This is a genomic window from Aequorivita sediminis, assembly GCF_032080575.2.
Classification (GTDB): domain Bacteria; phylum Bacteroidota; class Bacteroidia; order Flavobacteriales; family Flavobacteriaceae; genus Aequorivita; species Aequorivita sediminis.
In genome coordinates, this window is the sequence record NZ_JAVLSO020000007.1 from 98,936 (window position 1) to 118,404 (window position 19,469).

General features: G+C 35.6%; 14 protein-coding genes. 3 read left to right on the forward strand and 11 right to left on the reverse strand.

What is annotated here, in order from left to right; all coding sequences use genetic code 11:
• Positions 1 to 54: 54 nt before the first annotated feature.
• From RT250_RS11310 to RT250_RS11320, 3 genes are all read right to left on the reverse strand, one after another.
• The gene (locus tag RT250_RS11310; protein WP_313114843.1) at positions 55 to 1,269 is read right to left on the reverse strand and encodes an OprO/OprP family phosphate-selective porin; all 1,215 of its coding nucleotides are present in this window, start codon (positions 1,267 to 1,269) and stop codon (positions 55 to 57) included.
• A gap of 339 nt (positions 1,270 to 1,608) precedes the next feature.
• Positions 1,609 to 2,874 (reverse strand): beta-helix domain-containing protein, encoded by a 1,266-nt coding sequence (locus tag RT250_RS11315; protein ID WP_313114845.1) that lies wholly within the window; start codon positions 2,872 to 2,874, stop codon positions 1,609 to 1,611.
• 94 nt (positions 2,875 to 2,968) lie between these two features.
• On the reverse strand, positions 2,969 to 5,794 hold the full coding sequence (locus RT250_RS11320) for a TonB-dependent receptor (RefSeq protein WP_313114847.1): 2,826 nt from the start codon (positions 5,792 to 5,794) through the stop codon (positions 2,969 to 2,971).
• A gap of 173 nt (positions 5,795 to 5,967) precedes the next feature.
• On the opposite strand from RT250_RS11320, the gene RT250_RS11325 reads away from it, so the two are divergent.
• Positions 5,968 to 7,296 carry a deoxyguanosinetriphosphate triphosphohydrolase gene (locus RT250_RS11325; protein WP_313114860.1) on the forward strand — a complete coding sequence of 443 codons (1,329 nt, stop codon included), beginning with the start codon at positions 5,968 to 5,970 and terminating at the stop codon, positions 7,294 to 7,296.
• A gap of 168 nt (positions 7,297 to 7,464) precedes the next feature.
• A complete protein-coding gene (locus tag RT250_RS11330) occupies positions 7,465 to 10,080 on the forward strand; it encodes a T9SS-dependent M36 family metallopeptidase (RefSeq protein WP_313114848.1) in 2,616 nt (871 codons plus the stop codon).
• 53 nt (positions 10,081 to 10,133) lie between these two features.
• On the opposite strand, the gene RT250_RS11335 is transcribed toward RT250_RS11330, so the two are convergent.
• The gene (locus RT250_RS11335; protein WP_313114850.1) at positions 10,134 to 11,927 is read right to left on the reverse strand and encodes a 1-deoxy-D-xylulose-5-phosphate synthase; all 1,794 of its coding nucleotides are present in this window, start codon (positions 11,925 to 11,927) and stop codon (positions 10,134 to 10,136) included.
• Between the two features lie 105 nt (positions 11,928 to 12,032).
• Here RT250_RS11335 and RT250_RS11340 point away from each other — a divergent pair, with 105 nt between their 5' ends.
• Positions 12,033 to 12,482: a nucleoside deaminase gene (locus RT250_RS11340; protein ID WP_313114851.1), complete on the forward strand. Its 450-nt coding sequence runs from the start codon at positions 12,033 to 12,035 to the stop codon at positions 12,480 to 12,482.
• 23 nt (positions 12,483 to 12,505) lie between these two features.
• On the opposite strand, the gene RT250_RS11345 is transcribed toward RT250_RS11340, so the two are convergent.
• From RT250_RS11345 to RT250_RS11375, 7 genes are all read right to left on the reverse strand, one after another.
• A complete protein-coding gene (locus tag RT250_RS11345) occupies positions 12,506 to 12,754 on the reverse strand; it encodes a hypothetical protein (protein WP_313114852.1) in 249 nt (82 codons plus the stop codon).
• Between the two features lie 21 nt (positions 12,755 to 12,775).
• Positions 12,776 to 14,572, reverse strand: coding sequence for a chloride channel protein (locus RT250_RS11350; protein ID WP_313114853.1), 1,797 nt, complete (start codon positions 14,570 to 14,572; stop codon positions 12,776 to 12,778).
• Positions 14,545 to 15,417: a tetratricopeptide repeat protein gene (locus tag RT250_RS11355; protein ID WP_313114854.1), complete on the reverse strand. Its 873-nt coding sequence runs from the start codon at positions 15,415 to 15,417 to the stop codon at positions 14,545 to 14,547. Before RT250_RS11355 ends, RT250_RS11350 begins: the two co-directional genes overlap by 28 nt.
• The gene (locus RT250_RS11360; protein ID WP_313114855.1) at positions 15,389 to 15,934 is read right to left on the reverse strand and encodes a hypothetical protein; all 546 of its coding nucleotides are present in this window, start codon (positions 15,932 to 15,934) and stop codon (positions 15,389 to 15,391) included. Before RT250_RS11360 ends, RT250_RS11355 begins: the two co-directional genes overlap by 29 nt.
• An 83-nt stretch (positions 15,935 to 16,017) precedes the next feature.
• Positions 16,018 to 17,772 carry an aspartate--tRNA ligase gene (gene aspS / locus RT250_RS11365; protein ID WP_313114856.1) on the reverse strand — a complete coding sequence of 585 codons (1,755 nt, stop codon included), beginning with the start codon at positions 17,770 to 17,772 and terminating at the stop codon, positions 16,018 to 16,020.
• Between the two features lie 205 nt (positions 17,773 to 17,977).
• Positions 17,978 to 18,691 carry a T9SS type A sorting domain-containing protein gene (locus RT250_RS11370; protein WP_313114857.1) on the reverse strand — a complete coding sequence of 238 codons (714 nt, stop codon included), beginning with the start codon at positions 18,689 to 18,691 and terminating at the stop codon, positions 17,978 to 17,980.
• 505 nt (positions 18,692 to 19,196) lie between these two features.
• Positions 19,197 to 19,469: T9SS type A sorting domain-containing protein (locus RT250_RS11375; protein WP_313114858.1), on the reverse strand; the 273-nt coding region annotated here is incomplete at its 5' end.

A 19,469-nucleotide genomic window follows, 5' to 3' on the forward strand; every position in this document is an offset into this window, starting at 1 on the left:
AAATTTCCTATTTAAAAAAGGAGTGTTTGTTACCAAATTGTTAACTATGAAAATTTAAAATTCAATTTGTATTCTTCCTTGTAAATAATTTCCTTGGCCTTTATTTTCAAGATCCATCCAAACATAGTTTAGCATCAATCGCGTTACTGGATTTGGATACCAATTAAGTGCTAAGGCGATATCTTTTTGATTTCCACCAAGCACCGATTTATCGGTTAAGTCTGTTTCAGAATAACGTAATGCTACTTCCCAAGCTCCTGCGCCTTTACCATTTCCACTAAAATTTTTATTAGGTTTTACTCCGTCAAAACCGGCATTAGATCCTTTAAATTTCTTGCTTTCTCCTGTTAAGAAATAACTGAATTCTCCGTAATAATTTGAAAATTTGTATGTGTTGGAGTAGGTGTTTACCGATGCTGTTAAGTACTCTCCTTGAAATGAAAAAGCTCCATGTACATATGCAGATTCAAAGTTTGTAAGTCCAACATAGTTTATGTTTTCAATAGGGCCTGTAGCGAGGTACTTAGGAGCTAGGTGTACACCTGGTCTTGCAGAAATGCTATATTCCTTGCTTTCTGGGTTTCTATAGCTGTAAGCTGCTCCTAAATGCAAAAGGTGATTTTTCTCTTCTTTATTAATTACTAATCCAGTAACTCTTCCTCCAATTACATAACCGTCATCTGCAAAGACATCCTTACTATTGTTGTCGGCATTTCTAAAAGCTCCAAACTGAGCCGATAAACGTCGGTTTAAAAAATCGTTTGAGAGAAGAATACCATTATTACGACCTTGTGCAAAATCTATATTTTGAGCAGACTCCAAAAATGTTGTGTGTTTAGAACTGTTAATTGCAGAAAGTCTAAAAGGTTCTTTTAAATGTCCGACAGTTACTTTCCCGACTATTGGAATATTTTTGAATCCGAGGTAAACATCTTTTAACGATACTTGATCTCCAGCAAAATCTACTTGAAACTTAAAAAAGGTGTTTTTATAAATATCTCCTGAAAAATAAAGTCTAGCACGTCGAATTTCCGTTCCGCTTTTTGATGTTAATGGTCCAAAACTATCATTTAGTTCGCTGCTCTGAAATAAATAAGCGTGGTCGACCATTATTCGACCGCCAAATTTTAGAGCGAATTGATTGTCTTGGCTAGTAAGTTTAAAGCCGTTTTCCCATTTAAAAGTAAATGGATTGCCTGATTCTTCTTGAGCAGACACAACTGAACAGAAAAGTACCAAGAAGCTAATTAATAAGCACTTGTGTGGCATTAAGAAATCGATTTTATAGTTTTTGTCGCTGTAAAGAACCGATTTTAATGTTACCTGAATGTTAAGGATGGGAATTAAATACTTAATACTAAGCAAAAAAGGGCTTCACGATTAAGTGAAGCCCGGTTTAAAATCTAGTCGACAAAAACTAAAACGATTTTAAATTTGCTCTTAAAGCTGAACCAAAGAAACGAACTCAATGTTTATTTATGGTAAACATGACATTATCAAATGGTTAAATTGAGCTATTCCTTATTATTGGTTTTTTTTCAAAATTGTAAAAAAAGAAAGCCCAGTTTTCAACTGAAACTGGGCTTAGGATTTTGCTAATTCAAGTACTTATTCAAAATCGTATGCTGTCCAGTTGAAAAGGTCTCTACTTACGGTTGGAGTAGTCCCGTCTGTCACTTCAATAACAGCATTTTCCGTTGATTTTACGTCTGTTATATCAAGTCCTGTTAAAGAATTTCCAACAATTGATATGTTTACAAGTGATCCATTTGCATTACCCTTACCGTCTTGTAGATCGATAAAGTCTGAAGCTTTAGCATCTTCGTTAGCAAATGCTACATAGGCATTAGTTAAAGTAAGTCCGCTTCCACGACGTACTTTAATCATATCTGCCATTTCAATGATAGATCCGTTTATTAAAACCAAACCATCAATTGTAGGGTTAGACTGTCCAGTATCACCAGGAGAGTTACCATCTAGGTTACCATCGCCTTCTAATCCACGAGGGTCCTCAGTAATTGCTGTAAAGTCAGATTCACGTAATCCATAAAGATTTTTTGCAGTTCCAGTCCATCCTTGAGTCCAGTCAAACATATCATCCTTAATATTTACTGCGATTAGGTTTTTTACGTTTACAGTACCACCAAACCACTCGTAGGCATCATCATCACAGTAAAAAACTGCTAAGTTTTCAATTACTGTTTCATTTCCAACACCGTAAAAAGTAATTCCGTTAAATTCTTTATCACCGTTTATTCTAGCCCCAGTGTAAGAAGCTTCAACATATTTCATTACTCCAGAATTGTCGTTTTGGTCCGTTCCACCGTAAGTAAGGTCAACAACTTCAGTTGTAGCCGTTCCACCACCACTAAGCGGTGCCTTCCCGATTAAAAGAATTCCTCCCCAATCACCAGAGCGAGGGTTTGACGCATTTGAAGTAAACCTTATTGGCGCATCTGCAGTTCCTACTGCATTAATTTTTGCACCTTGCTCAATTACTAGATAAACGTTAGTTCCACCAGCAACCGCTTTAATTGTTGTTCCAGCGTCTATGCTTAATGTTGCTCCATCTTTTACACTTAATGGACCACTTAAAATCCAAACAGTATCATTGGTGAGGCGAACATCTGCAGTAACATTTCCTTTAAGGTCTGACGCATCTAAATCTGGATCGTCTTGAGAGTTTATGATTCCATCCTTTTGACCTTCCACAGCACACGGCTCGCAAGAACCACCACAGTCTACTCCAGTTTCATCTCCATTTTGAATTCCGTCGTTACAAGTAACAGCAACTGGATCGCTACTATCATCTTTACTACAGCTACTAATTGTTAAGGCTGCTAATACAAAGGTTGATAAAAGTAATTTTTTCATTGTTTTCATTTTTGATTTTAAAGTTTGATGCAAAGAAACTGTTGTAGTGTTTCCTTTGGTTTAGGTTAATATTAAGTTTGGGTTAATAGTTTTTTTAGAATGAATACGAAACGCCGGCGCTAAAAGAAACTCCTCTTTTATAACTTTCAACTGGAATCTCTTGTCCGTTAGGCAATGCAGGATTAGCAACACCAATGTTGTTTACTGCTTGCGTCAATTTATACTCAGGATCCAATATGTTTTTAATGTTAAGTTTGATTCCGAAGTTTTTATTGATGGCAATTTTGTTGATGAAATCTAAAGTAGGGACAGCAGCAAGCATAATATTGTTCTTTCCAGAACCAGGATTTGCATCGTCACCACCAGTTCCTAAAGAGTAAATACTTTTACTGTTGTAGTTGAAAACAACTGAACTTGTAATTCCACTATTGTTTTTATTTAAGTTAAACGTTAAATCGGTTCCTAAAATGAATGGAGAAGAACCTTCTAGTTCATCTTCTTTATTTGTAAATCTCACAGTAAGATTATCTGTTGGAACATCCTCAAGTTTTTGATTTGAATACAGATATGAAGCATTTAATCCAAAAGTCAATTTCTTTTCATTGTCTGAGTCATCAGTAATATTTAGAATATCCTTTCTAAGCTCAAGTTCTACTCCTGCAATATTTGCATCGCCAGTGTTTACATAGGATAGCTCTCCAGCAGCCGAATTAACTTCAATTCGGTTAATTGCGTTTTGAATGTTTTTGTAAAAACCTGTAACAGCTATTATTTCACTCCTACTGAAATAGTATTCGTACTTTAAATCTAGATTGTAGTTATCAGCAGTTAATAGATGCGGGTTTCCAAAGCTGTTGAAGCTTACATTTTCATATAAGAAAGGAGCTACTTCCTTAAACTGTGGTAGGGTGTAAGTTTTACTTCCCGCCAAGCGCAAAATGCTGTTTTCATTAAAGTTGTATTTCAAGTTGAAACTTGGAAGGAGAAAGTTTTCATCAATTAGCGAAGGATCGGTATTTGGATCGTTTGTAGTGGCAAGGTTAGTGTCGAAAAACACTTCTTGCTTTACTTTTTCATATCGCATTCCAATGTTCGCTGAAAATTTTTCTGAAAAGTCATAACTAACTTCTCCTAAACCAGCGTGTATAGTTCGCTTACCGTCATACGAAAATGGAATGAAAGGATCATTGCCATCACGACCATCCCCGCGATTGGTAGTAAGTCTGAAAATACCATCGTTAAGAGACTGTTGGTTAAATAGCGAAGCGTCTGGATTGTCTATATCAACAACAGTAGGACTGTCTAAAATATAGTTTATCTGAGTGTAATTGAAAGAGCGATCGGTGTTTCTATAATTGTATCCTAAGCGAATTTTACTGTTGTTGCTATATTCGTTTTCTTCATTTAAAGCATAGTTTAAATAAAGTTTTCCAGCCAAATCATCTTCTTCAAGGTTTGAGTAGAAACGATTGTTTAGTGCACTTCCAGAAGCAGCTTTTGCCACCTCGCTATTTACATCGATTACATAAGTATTTGTTCTTCTGTCTGGCTCATATCCTCGTATGGTATTAAAGGAAGCACCCGCATCTAAACTTAATTTTTCTGAAAGTGTAAGCGAGGTTAAAAGTTGGTTTACAAATAGATTGTTTTCTTCTTCTTGCTGTCTTCTAATAAAAGCACGAACAGGATTTCCAGGCTCATCGTTTTCAGTTAACCCCGATTTTAAACCGTAATAATCTGAAATACTTTGGGTATTGCTCTTAATGAACATGCTGCTTAACGCAATGAAATCTCCTTCTTCAAAGCGAAATTTCACATTTGCCATGGCAAGTTTTGACACATTATAGTTGTATTCCGTTTTATCAAACTGCTGATTAAAACCACCGGCTGCGTTTATTCTGTCTGATGCACCTTCGCGGTATTCATAATTGTTGTCTAAACTTCCAACAACGAAAAAGCTCAATTGATTATCTCCAAGCTCAAATCGTTTTCCACCAGAAAGTGAATAGCTGCCGTTTAGCTGTGCGTTCTGAGTTTCTGGTTTAAAATTATTATCGAAAGAATGAATGTTTAAGTTAGTAATTGGAACATTGGTATTGTGGATGTTACCAATATATTTAGCGTTATCCATTGTTAAGAAATCTTTCCCAATTGCGCGAGAGTTTATCGCTGGAGAAATTGAGAATTGTAAGCTTCCAGGGCCCGTAAGTTCTTTGCTTACTATATCAATATTAGCACCCGCAACGTCACCGTAAAGTGGCACAGAGAAAGTTTTATTGATTCCTACGCTCTCGATAATATCTGAAGCGAAAAAGTCTAAAGAAATGTTCTTGTATTCAGGATCTTCTGAAGGTAGTGGCAAACCATTTAAGGTTGTTGAATTGTAACGATCACCCAAACCACGTACAAACACATTTTTGGTTCCGGCTTGTTTTTTCACTCCAGTTACTTTGGTTACTGCGCCTTCAGCATCGCTTACCCCTTTTCTAGAAAGGTCTTCGGCACCGATGGATTGTGAAATACCAACAGCTTTCTTTTGTTCTAGTAGTAATGCAACTGCACTTTCTCGGCGAGTTGTAGTTTTTATAACAACTTCATCTAGTGCGGCAGCACTTGCACCCATCGGTACATTAATATTAGTTACTTTATTAGCAGTAACATTTACATTGGGAATTTCAACAGTTTCATAACCTACGTAGCTATAAACTACGGTGTAAGTACCAGGTTCAATATTTTCTAAAGAATATAACCCGTCTATATCAGATGTTACTCCAGTTGAAGTTCCCTTTAAAAATACATTTGCAAAAGGAAGAGGTTCGTTATTGTAATCGGTGTCGGTAAGTTGTCCAACAATAGATCCGCTTTGAGCGAATGTAATTGACGTAATTAGTAAGAATAAAGTTTTAAAAAGTGTTTTCATTTTTGCCGTTTGATTTATTGGTGCAAAGAAACCTCTACCTTGTAAAGTCAACGTTAATTACGAATTATCAATAGGTAACCAATGTGTTAGCTCAATGTTAAGAGGGGTTCAAAAAATAATATTGACTTCCCTTTTGAAAATAGTATCTTGCCTTCAAAATATTACTACTTATGATGCAATGGGAACAGTTGCTCTCACTTAGAAAGCAAGGCGATAAAAACAAACGACTTAGGATTGAAGAAAACGAAACTCGTATAGGTTTTGAAGTTGATTTCGACCGAATTATTTTTTCTTCAGCTTTCAGAAGTCTGCAAGACAAAACTCAAGTTATACCGTTATCTAAAACTTCTTTTGTTCACACTCGTCTTACTCATAGTTTAGAGGTTTCTGTTGTTGGACGTTCGTTAGGAAGAACTGTTGGTAAACAGATTTTAAAAAAACATCCACATCTTGAAAGTGTACATGGTTACCAAGCAAACGATTTTGGAGCAATAGTAGCTGCTGCTGCTTTAGCACACGATATAGGAAACCCTCCTTTTGGTCACAGTGGTGAAAAAGCCATTGGGGATTATTTCTTAAATGGAAATGGGAAGCGTTTTAAAGATAAACTCACTGATAAGGAGTATCAGGATTTAATAGATTTTGAAGGTAACGCCAACGGCTTTAAAATTTTGACAGAATCTAAAAATGGAGTTTCTGGAGGATTGCGTCTAACCTATGCAAGTCTGGGAGCTTTTATGAAGTATCCTAAGCAATCACTTCCTAAGAAACCCACATCACACGTGGCAGATAAAAAATTTGGTGTATTTCAAAGTGATGTTGAATTTTTTGATGAAGTAGTTTCTGATCTTGGATTATTAAAAAGAGAAGGCGAGGGGTATGCACGTCATCCTTTAGCGTATTTGGTAGAAGCTGCCGATGATATTTGCTATACCATTATCGATTTTGAAGATGGGATAAACCTTGGGTTGATTGAAGAAGAAGTAGCCCTAGAGTATCTTATTAATTTAGTGCGAAACAGTCTTAAAAGTGATGTTTACTATAAACTTTCAACTTCATCAGATAGATTAGCATATTTACGTTCGCTTGCAATAAATACTTTAATTGCTGAAGCCGCCTCCATCTTCCTTGAAAATGAAGAGGACATACTTAAAGGTACATTCTCTGTTTCCCTATTGGATAAAAGTGAATACAAAGCTCAAATCGCCGATATTATTGATGTTAGCGTAAATAGGATTTACCAAAGTAATGAGGTGATGGAAAAAGAAATTGCAGGTTATACTATACTTACTACTTTATTAGATGCCTATACTACTGCTTTTGAAAACACATATAATGGTGAAGCCCGTCAAAAAGACAAGGTATTATTAAAACTTGCTGCTCTAGATAAGACAAAATCTAAGAGTGTTTATGAATATTTAATGGAAAGCTGCAACCATATTTCAAGAATGCCAGATGGCAATGCACTTCAGATTTTTCAAAAACTGAATGGTAATCTTTAATTTTTAAGGGTATGCCCTTGACACAGTAAATGTTAAAATATACTGTTATGTTAATAAATACCTTAATTAATGTTAAATTTAGCGGCTACATTGCTTTTTTAGTTTCCCAATTACTTGTAGAGTTGGAACACTAATCTCGGCAAACTCATAATATTAAATCAAATTTTCATGAAAAAAATTATTTACTCACTCATTTTATTAACCTTTAATCTAAGCTTTGCCCAGGATTACACCAATTCTATCAAATCGTATCTTCAGCAAAATAGATCGAACTTAAATCTTGAACAACAAGATTATTCAGACATAAACATTACTTCACAAAGTCACTCGAAAAGCTTACAAGCAGACAACGTTTATGTAGAACAACGTTTTCGTGGAATTAAGATTCACAATGCTATTTCTTCGTTTGTACTAAGAGAAGGGTCAGTTATCTCGGCTCAATTAGCATTTACAAACAATATCGCGCTTAAAGCGAACACTACTCAACCATCTGTTTCTGCTCTTGCAGCAATTTCGAATGCTGCTTCAGAATTAGGTCTTCCAACTCCTGCAGGATTAAACCTTATAGAGACAGTAGGGAATAACTCTTATGTTTTTTCTGATGGAAATATTTCATTAAACAATATTCCTGTAACACTTGTATATCAAGCGTTAAACGACAATCAAACTTTGCGATTGGCTTGGGATGTTAGTATTTATAAAAAAGATGCTCAAAACTACTATAGTGTACGTATTGATGCCTTAACAGGAAACCTGTTAGAAATAAATGACTGGGTTGCGAGCTGTAATTTTGACGCTCAACCTCACTCACACAATATGGAGGCAACTGAGAGTGTTTTATTTTCTAAAAAATCTTCAGCAGACTTTCATCAACCAATTGTGAATGGATCTGCATACAGAGTATTCCCAATACCATTTGGAGCGCCTAATGATGGTGACGATGTTTTAATTTCTGATCCTTCAAACGTTGTGGCTTCACCATTTGGATGGCACGATACAGACGGTGTTGCAGGTGCTGAATACACTACTACTCGTGGAAACAATGTATTGGCTAAAGAAGATATTGCAGGTAATAATGGTGCAGGTATGCAAGCTGAAGGAGGAGCAACGCTACAGTTTGATTTTCCTTTCGATTTACCTCAAAATCCATCAAACTATACCGAAGGAGCTATCACAAACCTATTCTATATGAACAATATCATGCACGATGTGTTTTACCAATATGGTTTTGATGAAGAGAGTGGAAACTTTCAAGCTAATAACTATGGTAATGGAGGTGCTGAAGGTGACCATGTTGTAGCAGAAGCTCAAGATGGTGGAGGTTTTAATAACGCTAACTTTATGACTCCTCCAGATGGGTATTCAGGAAGGATGCAAATGTACTTATGGTCTGCCCCTCAAAATGTTTTAGGTACTTTTATGACTATTAATAACGGGGCATTAGCTGGGAATTATTATGCACATAAATCAGCCTTTTCTGGTGGTGGAACGCCACTTCCAACTACGCCAATTACAGCTAATTTAGCATTAATTGAAGATGATAACTCTGGAAACTCTACAGACCCTCACGATGGATGTGATAACGTAACAAATGCTTCTGAGCTTAGCGGCAAAATTGTTGTTATTAGAAGAGGAGAATGCGGTTTCGCACAAAAAGTACAAGCAGCAGAAGATGCAGGAGCTGTAGCTGTTGTAATGGTAAATAATATACCAGGTGACCCAATAAGAATGGGAGGTTCTGGAGCAGGACTTGGAATTCCCGCGATAATGATATTTAAAAGTGATGGGGATGCTATTATAGATGCATTGCTAAGCGGTGAAACTATTAGTACAACTTTAGTAGATGATGGCTCTGGAACAGATTTTAACCAACGAGACGGAGATTTAGATAATAGCATTGTAGCTCATGAATACGGACACGGAATTTCAAACAGATTAACTGGAGGTCCAGCTGCTGCAGGATGTTTACAAAACGAAGAGCAAATGGGTGAAGGTTGGAGTGACTATTTTGCACTTATGCTAACTATGTTACCTGGCGAAACTGGGGAAGAGGTTAGAGGAATGGGAACTTATATTAGCGGCGAAAGTAGAGCAGGTGGCGGAATTAGATCTAAGCCTTATACTACCGATATGACTATCAATAACTTTACTTATAACAGTATTAAATCTCAAGTTGCACCTCACGGAGTTGGTTCTGTTTGGGCAACGATGTTATGGGATTTAACTTGGGCATTTATTGATGAATACGGTTTTGATGAAGATATTTACAATGGTACCGGAGGAAATAATATGGCTTTACAGTTAGTGGTAGACGGTTTAAAATTACAAAGATGTAGTCCAGGATTTATTGATGGTAGAGATGCTATTCTGGAAGCAGACGTTATTATAAATGGTGGAGCTAACAAATGTTTAATTTGGAATGTTTTTGCTCGTAGAGGATTAGGATTTAGCGCTAATCAAGGAAGTGTTGCTAGTAAGCAAGATGGAACTGAAGCTTTTGACGTACCTGCAGATTGTCCACTTGGAACAGCAAACAATGAAATAGAAAATAATTTTATTATTTACCCTAACCCATCTAATGGACAAATTAACATTAAATCTAGATTCGATCTGGGTAATACTAAAGTTTCAATCTATGATATTAATGGAAGATTAGTATTCAACAAACAAGTTGAATTACACCATACCGCTTTAATTGACGCTAGTGAATTGTCAACTGGTATGTATATGATTACTGTAGAAGGTGGTGATAAAACTCAAACTTCAAAATTGATAATTAAGTAAGTAAAGAAATTATCAGTTAAAAACTTAAAAGAGGCTCGAATGAGCCTCTTTTTTTATAGGTATTGTTGAAGTGTATGTTTGATTTTACTTGGTGAAATTCCAGCAAGTTCATGCAATTCTGAAGTGGTTCCGTGTTCTAGAAATGTATCTTGAACTCCTAAAATTTCAATTGTGTTACTATATCCCATCGAAGCAGCAAAGGAAGCGATGGTAGAACCTAAACCGCCAACAGTAGTTCCATCTTCAATAGTAATAATAGTATGGTGTTTCTTAAATATATTATGAAGAAATTTCTCGTCTAAGGGTTTTAAGAATCTGATATCTACAACGCTTATTTTTTCCTTATCTGAAGGGTTAAGCATTTCGATTGCTTGTAATGCCTCGTTTACAATTGTACCAATTGTTATAACCGCTATATCTAAACCTTCCTTTAAAACATTTGCTTTTCCAATCTCGATAGCTTGAAAAGGCTGTTTCCAATCAATAATTTTTCCTCTACCTCGAGGATAACGAATAAAGATAGGTAATGGTAGCCCTTGTTGAGCGGTAAACATAATATTGCGAAGTTCAACTTCATTTCGCGGTGCAAAAATGATGAGGTTTGGAATACAGTTTAAGTATGCTAAATCAAAAATTCCGTGATGGGTTGCTCCATCTTCACCTACAATTCCAGCCCGATCTAAACAGAAAATAACTGGAATTTTTTGTAAACATACATCGTGTATCACTTGATCGTATGCTCTTTGAAGAAAGGTTGAATAAATATTACAAAATACGGTAAAACCTTGAGTTGCCAATCCTGCGGCAAAAGTTACAGCGTGTTGCTCTGCAATCCCAACATCAAAAGCTCTATCGGGGAAAGCGTCCATCATAAATTTTAATGAGCTTCCAGTAGGCATTGCTGGCGTGATTCCAACTATTTTATTATTTGTAGTAGCTATTTCTACTAAGGTTTTTCCAAAGACATCCTGAAATTTAGGAGGTAAAACTTCGTTGCTTCTAGGTGCAAGATCGCCTGTTAAGGCATCAAATTTCCCTGGAGCATGATATACTACTTGATTCTCCTCCGCTTGACGTAAACCTTTTCCTTTTTTTGTAATTAAATGAAGAAGTTTTGGTCCAGGAATATTTTTTAATCGCTCTAATTCTGAGACCACAAGATCTAAGTTATGACCGTCTACTGGGCCGGAATAATTAAAGTTTAAGGCTTCGAATATATTATCGGCGTCTTTTGCGCCGTTAAGTTTTACTTTTGTGAAGTACTCTTTTAAGGCACCTACGCTAGGGTCGATTCCAATGGCATTATCGTTTAAAATCACCAATAGATTAGTATCTGTAACTCCAGCGTGATTTAGCGCTTCGAAGGCCATGCCACTAGCTATTGAGGCGTCTCCCACCACTGCAATATGTTGTTTGTTTACCTCACCATTTAGTTTGGAAGCAATCGCCATTCCTAATGCTGCTGAAATTGCAGTACTGCTGTGTCCCACCCCAAAAGTATCGTATTCACTTTCTTCGCGTTTTGGAAAGCCACTAATACCATTAAGCTGTCTATTAGTGTGAAAAATTTCTTTTCTTCCGGTCAAAATTTTATGGCCATACGCTTGATGACCCACGTCCCAAACTAAAATATCTTCGGGGGTGTTGAATACATAATGCAGTGCTATAGTAAGCTCTACTATGCCTAAACTAGCGCCTAAGTGGCCTTCTTTAGTGGCAACAATATTTATTATAAACTCACGAAGCTCCTGTGCCAGATGTGGCAAATTTTCCTGAGGTATCTTGCGTAAGTCCTCTGGAAATTTAATATTATTTAGAATCTTTAATAACACGTGGTAAAGATACATTTATTGGGAATTTGTTAATTGGAGAATTCGTTAATTTGTCAATTAAGTAAATGCTAATTCAATTAATTGTAAATTTAAACTGAATTTAGAATACAATTTATTAAAATGATAAACCCTTACGACGATACCTATTTTATGAAACGCGCCTATCAAGAGGCAGAAGAAGCTTATAAAAAAGGTGAGATTCCGATTGGAGCTGTAGTGGTAATTAACAATCATATAATAGCTCGAGCGCACAATCTAACAGAAACACTAAACGATGTTACTGCTCACGCCGAAATGCAGGCCATTACTTCTGCTGCTAATTATTTAGGCGGTAAATATCTTATCGATTGCACCTTGTACGTAACTATAGAGCCATGCCAAATGTGTGCGGGAGCTTTGTTTTGGAGTCAGATTTCAAAAATAGTTTACGGTGCGAGAGATGAAGCAAGAGGTTGTATTTCATTAAACACAAAACTTCATCCTAAAACTGTAATGACAGGAGGGGTTATGGAAAAAGAAGCTTCTACATTATTGAAGCGATTTTTTATAGAAAAAAGAAATCTAAATTAGATTTGCACTAAGCCTAAGAACATTTACTTTTTATCTTTTGAGTTTTGATACTCTTGCATTTTAAGAATGTTCTCCTTGGTTAACATATAGTCTTTAACATTTTTATCCTTCCATCGATGGTATATAAACAGAGGCATTAAAATAAAAAAGCCAAGTGAAATACTTAAACCAATAAGTAAGTTGCCGGTAGCTTCATCTTCTGGTTTTATATAAAATCCGCTTCCTAGTCCTATAAAAACGGCAAGTAATAAAATTATTAAAATGTACTTCATAAATACTTATCCTTTACTGTATTAATTTCTAGAAAAATCAATTAATTTTTTTCTGTAGGCTGTGAGTAACTTAGACTTTGATATAAATCCGTAATATTCGCCACTTCTAATTACTGGGAGATTCCACGCCCCGGTATCTTGAAATTTTTTCATTACTTCAGTCATTTTATCTTCACTGAGATTAATCACTTCAGGTGGATGATGCATTAACTCGCTAGCTTTCATTTCTTCGTATAAACTCTGATTAAACATCACAGGTCTTAAGTCGTCTAAAAGTATAATTCCTTCCAAAGCCTTTGTTTCTTTGTTTAAAACAGGATAAATATTTCTTTTAGATTTTACAACCGCTTGGTTTACTATTTCACCTAAATTCATTTGCGGATTAACACTTATAAAATCACGTTCTATCACAGTTTTTATATCCATTAACGTAAGTACTGCATGATCTTTATTATGAGTAATTAAATCTCCTTTTTTCCCTAGTTCCATAGCATAAACCGAATGTGGAATAAAGTACTTTGTCATAGAGAATGATATAGTAGCTACAATCATTAAAGGAATAAAAAGCTCATAGCCTCCGGTTACTTCTGCTATTAAGAAAATTGCAGTTAAAGGAGCGTAAAGTACGCCTGCCATTAGGCCTGTCATTCCCACTAAAGTGAAATTACTTTCCGAAACTCCATTTGGAAACAATCCACAATTATTTATTATTTTGGCTACAACATTCCCCATTATACTTCCCATAAAAAGTACTGGTGCAAAAATCCCTCCTACACCTCCTGCGCCAAAGGTCAAAGCACTTGCTATAATTTTAAAAAAGACTAATCCAGATAGTAACGCAATCACCATCCACACACTATTTAGGTCTAGATTGAAAATATTATTCTGCAAAGCTAACTCTGGCTTTCCTTTTACTATATTGTTTATAATGTCAAAACCTTCTCCATAAAGGGGTGGAATAAAATATATAAGTGCACCAATACTTAAACCACCTATAAAAAGTCTTTTAATAGGAGATTTTATCTTCTCGAAAAAATCTTGAAAGAACGCATAGGTTTTTGCAAAGTATATTGAAACTAATGAAGCTATTACTGCAAGAATAATATAGAAAGGAATATTACTAATATTAAAAGTATCGGTTTCTTTAAAAGGGAGTAGAATGTCATTTCCGAAGAAGAAATAAGAAGTTAAAATTGCTGAAACCGAAGCTAACAGCAAAGGAACCATAGAAACTAAAGTGAGGTCTAAACTAAAAACTTCAATCGCAAAAATAATAGCAGCGATTGGTGCCTTAAACATAGACGACATAGCCCCTGCAGCAGCACATCCAATTAATAATGTACGGGTGGCTTGGTCTACGTGTAATACGCGTGAAAGATTCGAACTTATTGCAGCACCTGTAGCAACAGTGGGTCCCTCAAGCCCTACGGATCCACCAAAACCTACTGTAATTGGGGCGGCAATCATACTTCCAAACATTTGAAAACGCCTCATCAACCCCTTTTCTTTTGAAATAGCAAAAAGGGTAGAAGGGATGCCGTGGTTTACTTTATTTCGGATTAAATATTTAATAACTAAATAAGTAATTCCGAGTCCGATAAGGGGGAAGATAAAGTAAAAAGCAGAATAGTAGTCTGCAATTAATTTTCCTTCTAATAAAAGCTGAATAAAGTGAGTACCGTTTTTGATGATTACAGCCACAACACCTGATAAGAAACCTACAATTATACTTAAGATATATACAAATCGCTGATTTGATATATTCTTAATTCGCCAGATAAGCAGGCGTGCTAATATGCTTCTTTTTTGTGCGGGCATTGATTGCTAATCGCGTTTTCTAAATTATTTAAGTCCTGAATATAGATCTGTTTTAAAGCTTCGGTATAATGGTGCTTGTTAAAATAACCATTTTTAAAATTATTAAAGGCTGTTTCTAATTCTTTCTTAGCGTCTTCACATTTATTTTGTTCAAATAAAATTAAAGCTTTATAATAACTTCCATCTGCCGTCTTGTTTTGATTATAGAAAATCATCTTGTCAAGGTCTATTAGGGCAGCTTCAGGGGTGTTATTTTCATAATGAGCAATTCCTCTATATAAAAATGCAGTAGGCTCAGCCCAATCTTCACCATTCTTTTTTGTTACATCATCTACATAACGGTTTAAATACTTAATTGAATTCTCGTAATCTTTTAGGCCTAGATAGGCCAATCCACGCCAATAATCTACACTGTGGCCCTGTGGTGCATCGGTGAAGTCTGGAGTTAAAGTATCTGAAGCATCAAAATCTGCAATAGCCTTTTCATAATCTCTATAAAACTGTAGGTAAAGATACCCTCGCCACGGCACCCAAATTTTTGGATCACAATTAGCAGCTTTGTCGAATTTGATTTTCCATTCATCAATCAATCCCCGCTTTAAATAGGCTACAGAAAGTTCTCGAAGCGCTTTACAATTGTTAGGATCCATGGCAACAGCATGTTCCAGCTTTGTCATAACCCTTGGGTCGCCCTGTGCAGCGTGTAAGCCTACTGCTTCTTTGTATAATTCAACCGAGTATTGCTTCTTTTCAGCTTCAGACATTTGTGAAGTGTCTTTTTCACAAGAAGCAAACACAGCTGCAATAAATAGAAGGCTAAGGCAATATTCCAGTAATTTCTCCATCTTTTAATTTATAGGATACGTACATATAATAATCTACGGGTTGTTCATCAAAACGTATTATATTCCAATGTTTTGCTTGAGCTGTTATTGCGAGTAATTGGGAGACTAATTCTTCTGAAAATTGTGTTTTTTGATAATTTGTATCTACTTCAATAGTTTCAAACCATCCTGGTTTTCCTTCACAATTAACCAAAAATCTAAAGTTTAGATAGCCAGAATCTGTATAACTATTGTTTTTGTATTGCGCCAGTATATCATCTCTATACTGCTTTTTATTACCAGCATATCCTTCTTCTGAAGCACCGTGATGTACGTGATATATTGCTTCAGGGTCACAAAGTTTGTAACTTCTATTTAAGGCTGTTGTTTCTTGATTGATGTACCCCACATAATTTGGATAGACCTCCTCGTTAATTGGGAATTTTTTGTGGTAATACAACCAACCGCCAAAAAAGACAAAGAGTGCTATAATGCAAAGACCTAGAACTATAAATGTGATGATTTTTAGAGCTTTCATTAATTATATTGATAACCTTAATCAAAAAACCTAACAGACATTGCCATGCAAAAGGCACTCTGACCTGTTAGGTTTAAGGTGTTTTATTTATTTAATTCAACCCTAAGATGAAGTTCTTCTAATTGCTTTTCATCAATTGGAGCAGGGGCGTCTATCATTACATCGCGTCCCGAATTGTTTTTAGGGAAAGCGATAAAATCGCGTATTGTTTCTTGTCCGCCCAAAATAGAAACTAGTCTATCCAGTCCAAAGGCTAATCCACCGTGTGGAGGTGCACCGTATTGGAAGGCATCCATTAAAAAGCCGAACTGTGCTTTTGCTTCTTCAGGTGTAAATCCTAAATAATCAAACATTAATGACTGAGTTTTCTTATCGTGAATACGGATAGAGCCACCGCCAATTTCATTTCCGTTTAAAACTAAGTCGTAGGCATTTGCTTTTACTTCTCCAGGATTAGTATCCAAAAGTTCTAGTTGCCCAGGTTTTGGAGATGTGAATGGGTGGTGCATTGCGTGGTAACGCTCCGTTTCTTCATCCCATTCTAAAAGCGGGAAGTCTATTACCCAAAGTGGCGCAAACTCGTCATTCTTTCTCAAACCAAGCTGCTCGGCTAAATGCATTCTTAAAGCACTTAGTTGTGTTCTTACTTTGTTTTTATCACCAGAAAGTACGCAAACTAAATCGCCAGGTTTTGCACCCGTAACTTCAGCCCATTTCGCTAAATCATCTTGATCGAAAAATTTATCTACAGAAGACTTAAAAGTTCCGTCGTCATTACAACGCGAATAAACCATTCCTAAAGCACCAACTTGAGGACGTTTAACCCAGTCTATTAATTTATCTATTTCTTTTCTTGTAAAAGCATTTCCACCAGGAACTGCAATTCCAACCACTAATTCAGCTTGATTAAAAACACCAAAGTCTTTGTGTTGGGCTACTTCATTTAACTCTCCAAACTCCATCCCAAATCGGATATCTGGTTTGTCGTTTCCGTATTTAGCCATTGCTTCGTCGTATGTCATTCTTGGGAATTCAGAAATCTCTACGCCGTTAATTTCTTTTAAAAGATGTCTGGTTAAACCTTCAAAAGCATTTAAAATATCTTCTTGTTCTACGAAAGCCATTTCGCAGTCTATTTGCGTAAATTCTGGTTGGCGGTCTGCACGTAAATCTTCGTCACGGAAACATTTTACTATCTGAAAATACTTATCCATACCACCTACCATAAGCAATTGCTTGAATGTTTGTGGCGATTGTGGAAGGGCATAAAATTGTCCTTCATTCATTCTTGAAGGCACTACAAAATCGCGAGCTCCTTCAGGGGTTGATTTAATTAAATACGGAGTCTCTACTTCAATAAAACCTTGGTTTGATAAATAGTTACGCACTTCAATAGCAACTTTGTGACGGAAAATAAGATTTTCTCGCACTGGATTTCTACGAATATCTAGGTATCGATATTTCATACGTAAATCCTCACCACCATCTGTTTCATCTTCAATGGTAAATGGAGGTGTAAGCGATTCGTTTAAAATAGTTAATTTAGAAACCAAGATTTCCACATCCCCAGTCGGCATATTTGGATTTTTTGAAACGCGTTCAATCACAGTTCCCGTTACTTGTATCACAAACTCTCGCCCTAGTTTTGAACATCTGTCCATTACGTCTTTTGGGGTACGGTCTTCATCAAAAATAAGTTGGGTAATACCGTAGCGGTCACGAAGGTCCACCCAAACCATAAATCCTTTATCACGAGTTTTTTGAACCCATCCTGAAAGGGTTACTTCTTTATTGATATCTGCGGCGCGTAGTTCGCCGTTATTATGCGTTCTGTACATCTTATTCTGAAAAAAATTAGCAGGGCAAATTTAACAAGTATAAAGCGAATTGTTGTGGTTTTGTGCGGATTATTATTTCTGTGGCTGTTTTGCCACTCCCGAAGGCTTGGGACACGAATTATATAGAAATACTCAGTAAAAAAACCTGCAAAGTTTTTTAAATCTTTGCAGGTTAAGAAAAATGCTGTTAGGTACATTAGATTATTTATTCTTTTACAAACTTTTTCACCTCTACTCTCCCGCTTTGGTCTTCAATATTTAAAAAATAAATACCGCTGGAAAGATTTAATACATCGATTGATGTTTGATTTTCTAAATTGAAATTTTCAACCTTTAAAAGCTTGCCTTCTGTACTATATATTTTAATGTTGATATTTTCCATTAATTCAGTAGAAATTATATTTAAAATATCTTTTAATGGATTGGGGAATATGGCAAATCTTGATACATCATAACCATTAACACTTAAAGGTGTATTTCCATAAAATGCCTTATAACCTTCTTCGTTTGTAAGTGTTAAAGCTAAATCTGTTCCATTACTTTCAATTATATAACTAAATATTCTATTTGATAATTGCGTATTAAAGAATTGGGATAAATATAAATCTGTATAATTAACATTTTCTGGTATTGTACAATCATTAAAGCCAGTAACAATAAAATTTGAAATATTGATTTCTGTATTTGAGATAGTAACTTCATCTCCCTGAAATAGTTCATCACATATTTCCGAAGTGAACAACTCCCCTACAATAACTAATTGGATAAAATCAATTTCATCATTCTGCGGTGCTGGATACTCCATTCCATCAATGTTAAGCTTGGATAAATACCAATCATTTTCAAAAAGCTGTGGGTCTTGGGCTAGACTAGTATTGTATATAAGGCTAGTTAAGAAAAATAGGATGATAGTTCTCATAATTTATTGTTTTAAAAGGTTTTTAGAATCTTGTATTTGGCCATCGCAGACCAAAGCTATATTGTAAATGCCGTTTGTATAGCTTGAAACGTCTATTGTAATACTATTAGTAGTAGTATCTATAATATAATTGTTGGAGGTGCCGTTGCTGGTGCTTGTTATCATTAGATAGGCAGAACCGGCATCCTGGGCAACATAATAATCATGCCTATTCTGAGCAAATAGAAAAAAAGAATAAAATAAAAACAGTAAAAATAGTAATGCTTTTAATGCTTGTGGCTTAAGGCTTGTGTGCTTGTGTGCTTGTGTGCTTGTGTGCTTGTGGCTTGTAATGTCATAATATGAGGATTAAAGTTAGTTAATTTCTTAAAATTATGCAAAAACCTTCAAAATTAAAATAGGTAATTCCCTGTTTTATGTTGGGGGATTTCCTCCTTTTTCCCAAATACTTCTTTTATTTTTGAAGAAACAGAAAAATGTCCGTTCGAGCGCAGTCGAGAACTATTTATTGTTTTACAAACTTTTTCACCTCTACTCTCCCACTTTCATCCCCTATCTTTAAAAAGTAAATACCGCTGGATAGGTTTGATACATCGATTGATGTTTGATTGTTAAAATCTATATGTTGCGTGTTTAAAATTTTTCCTTCTGTTGAATAAATTTGGGTTTTAAGTTTGCCTATATTTTTTGTGCCATTTAAAACCAAAACTTCATTAACAGGGTTTGGATATATAGAAAATAGTTTTTCATTAATATCATTTGTTCCTAAAGAGCAGTC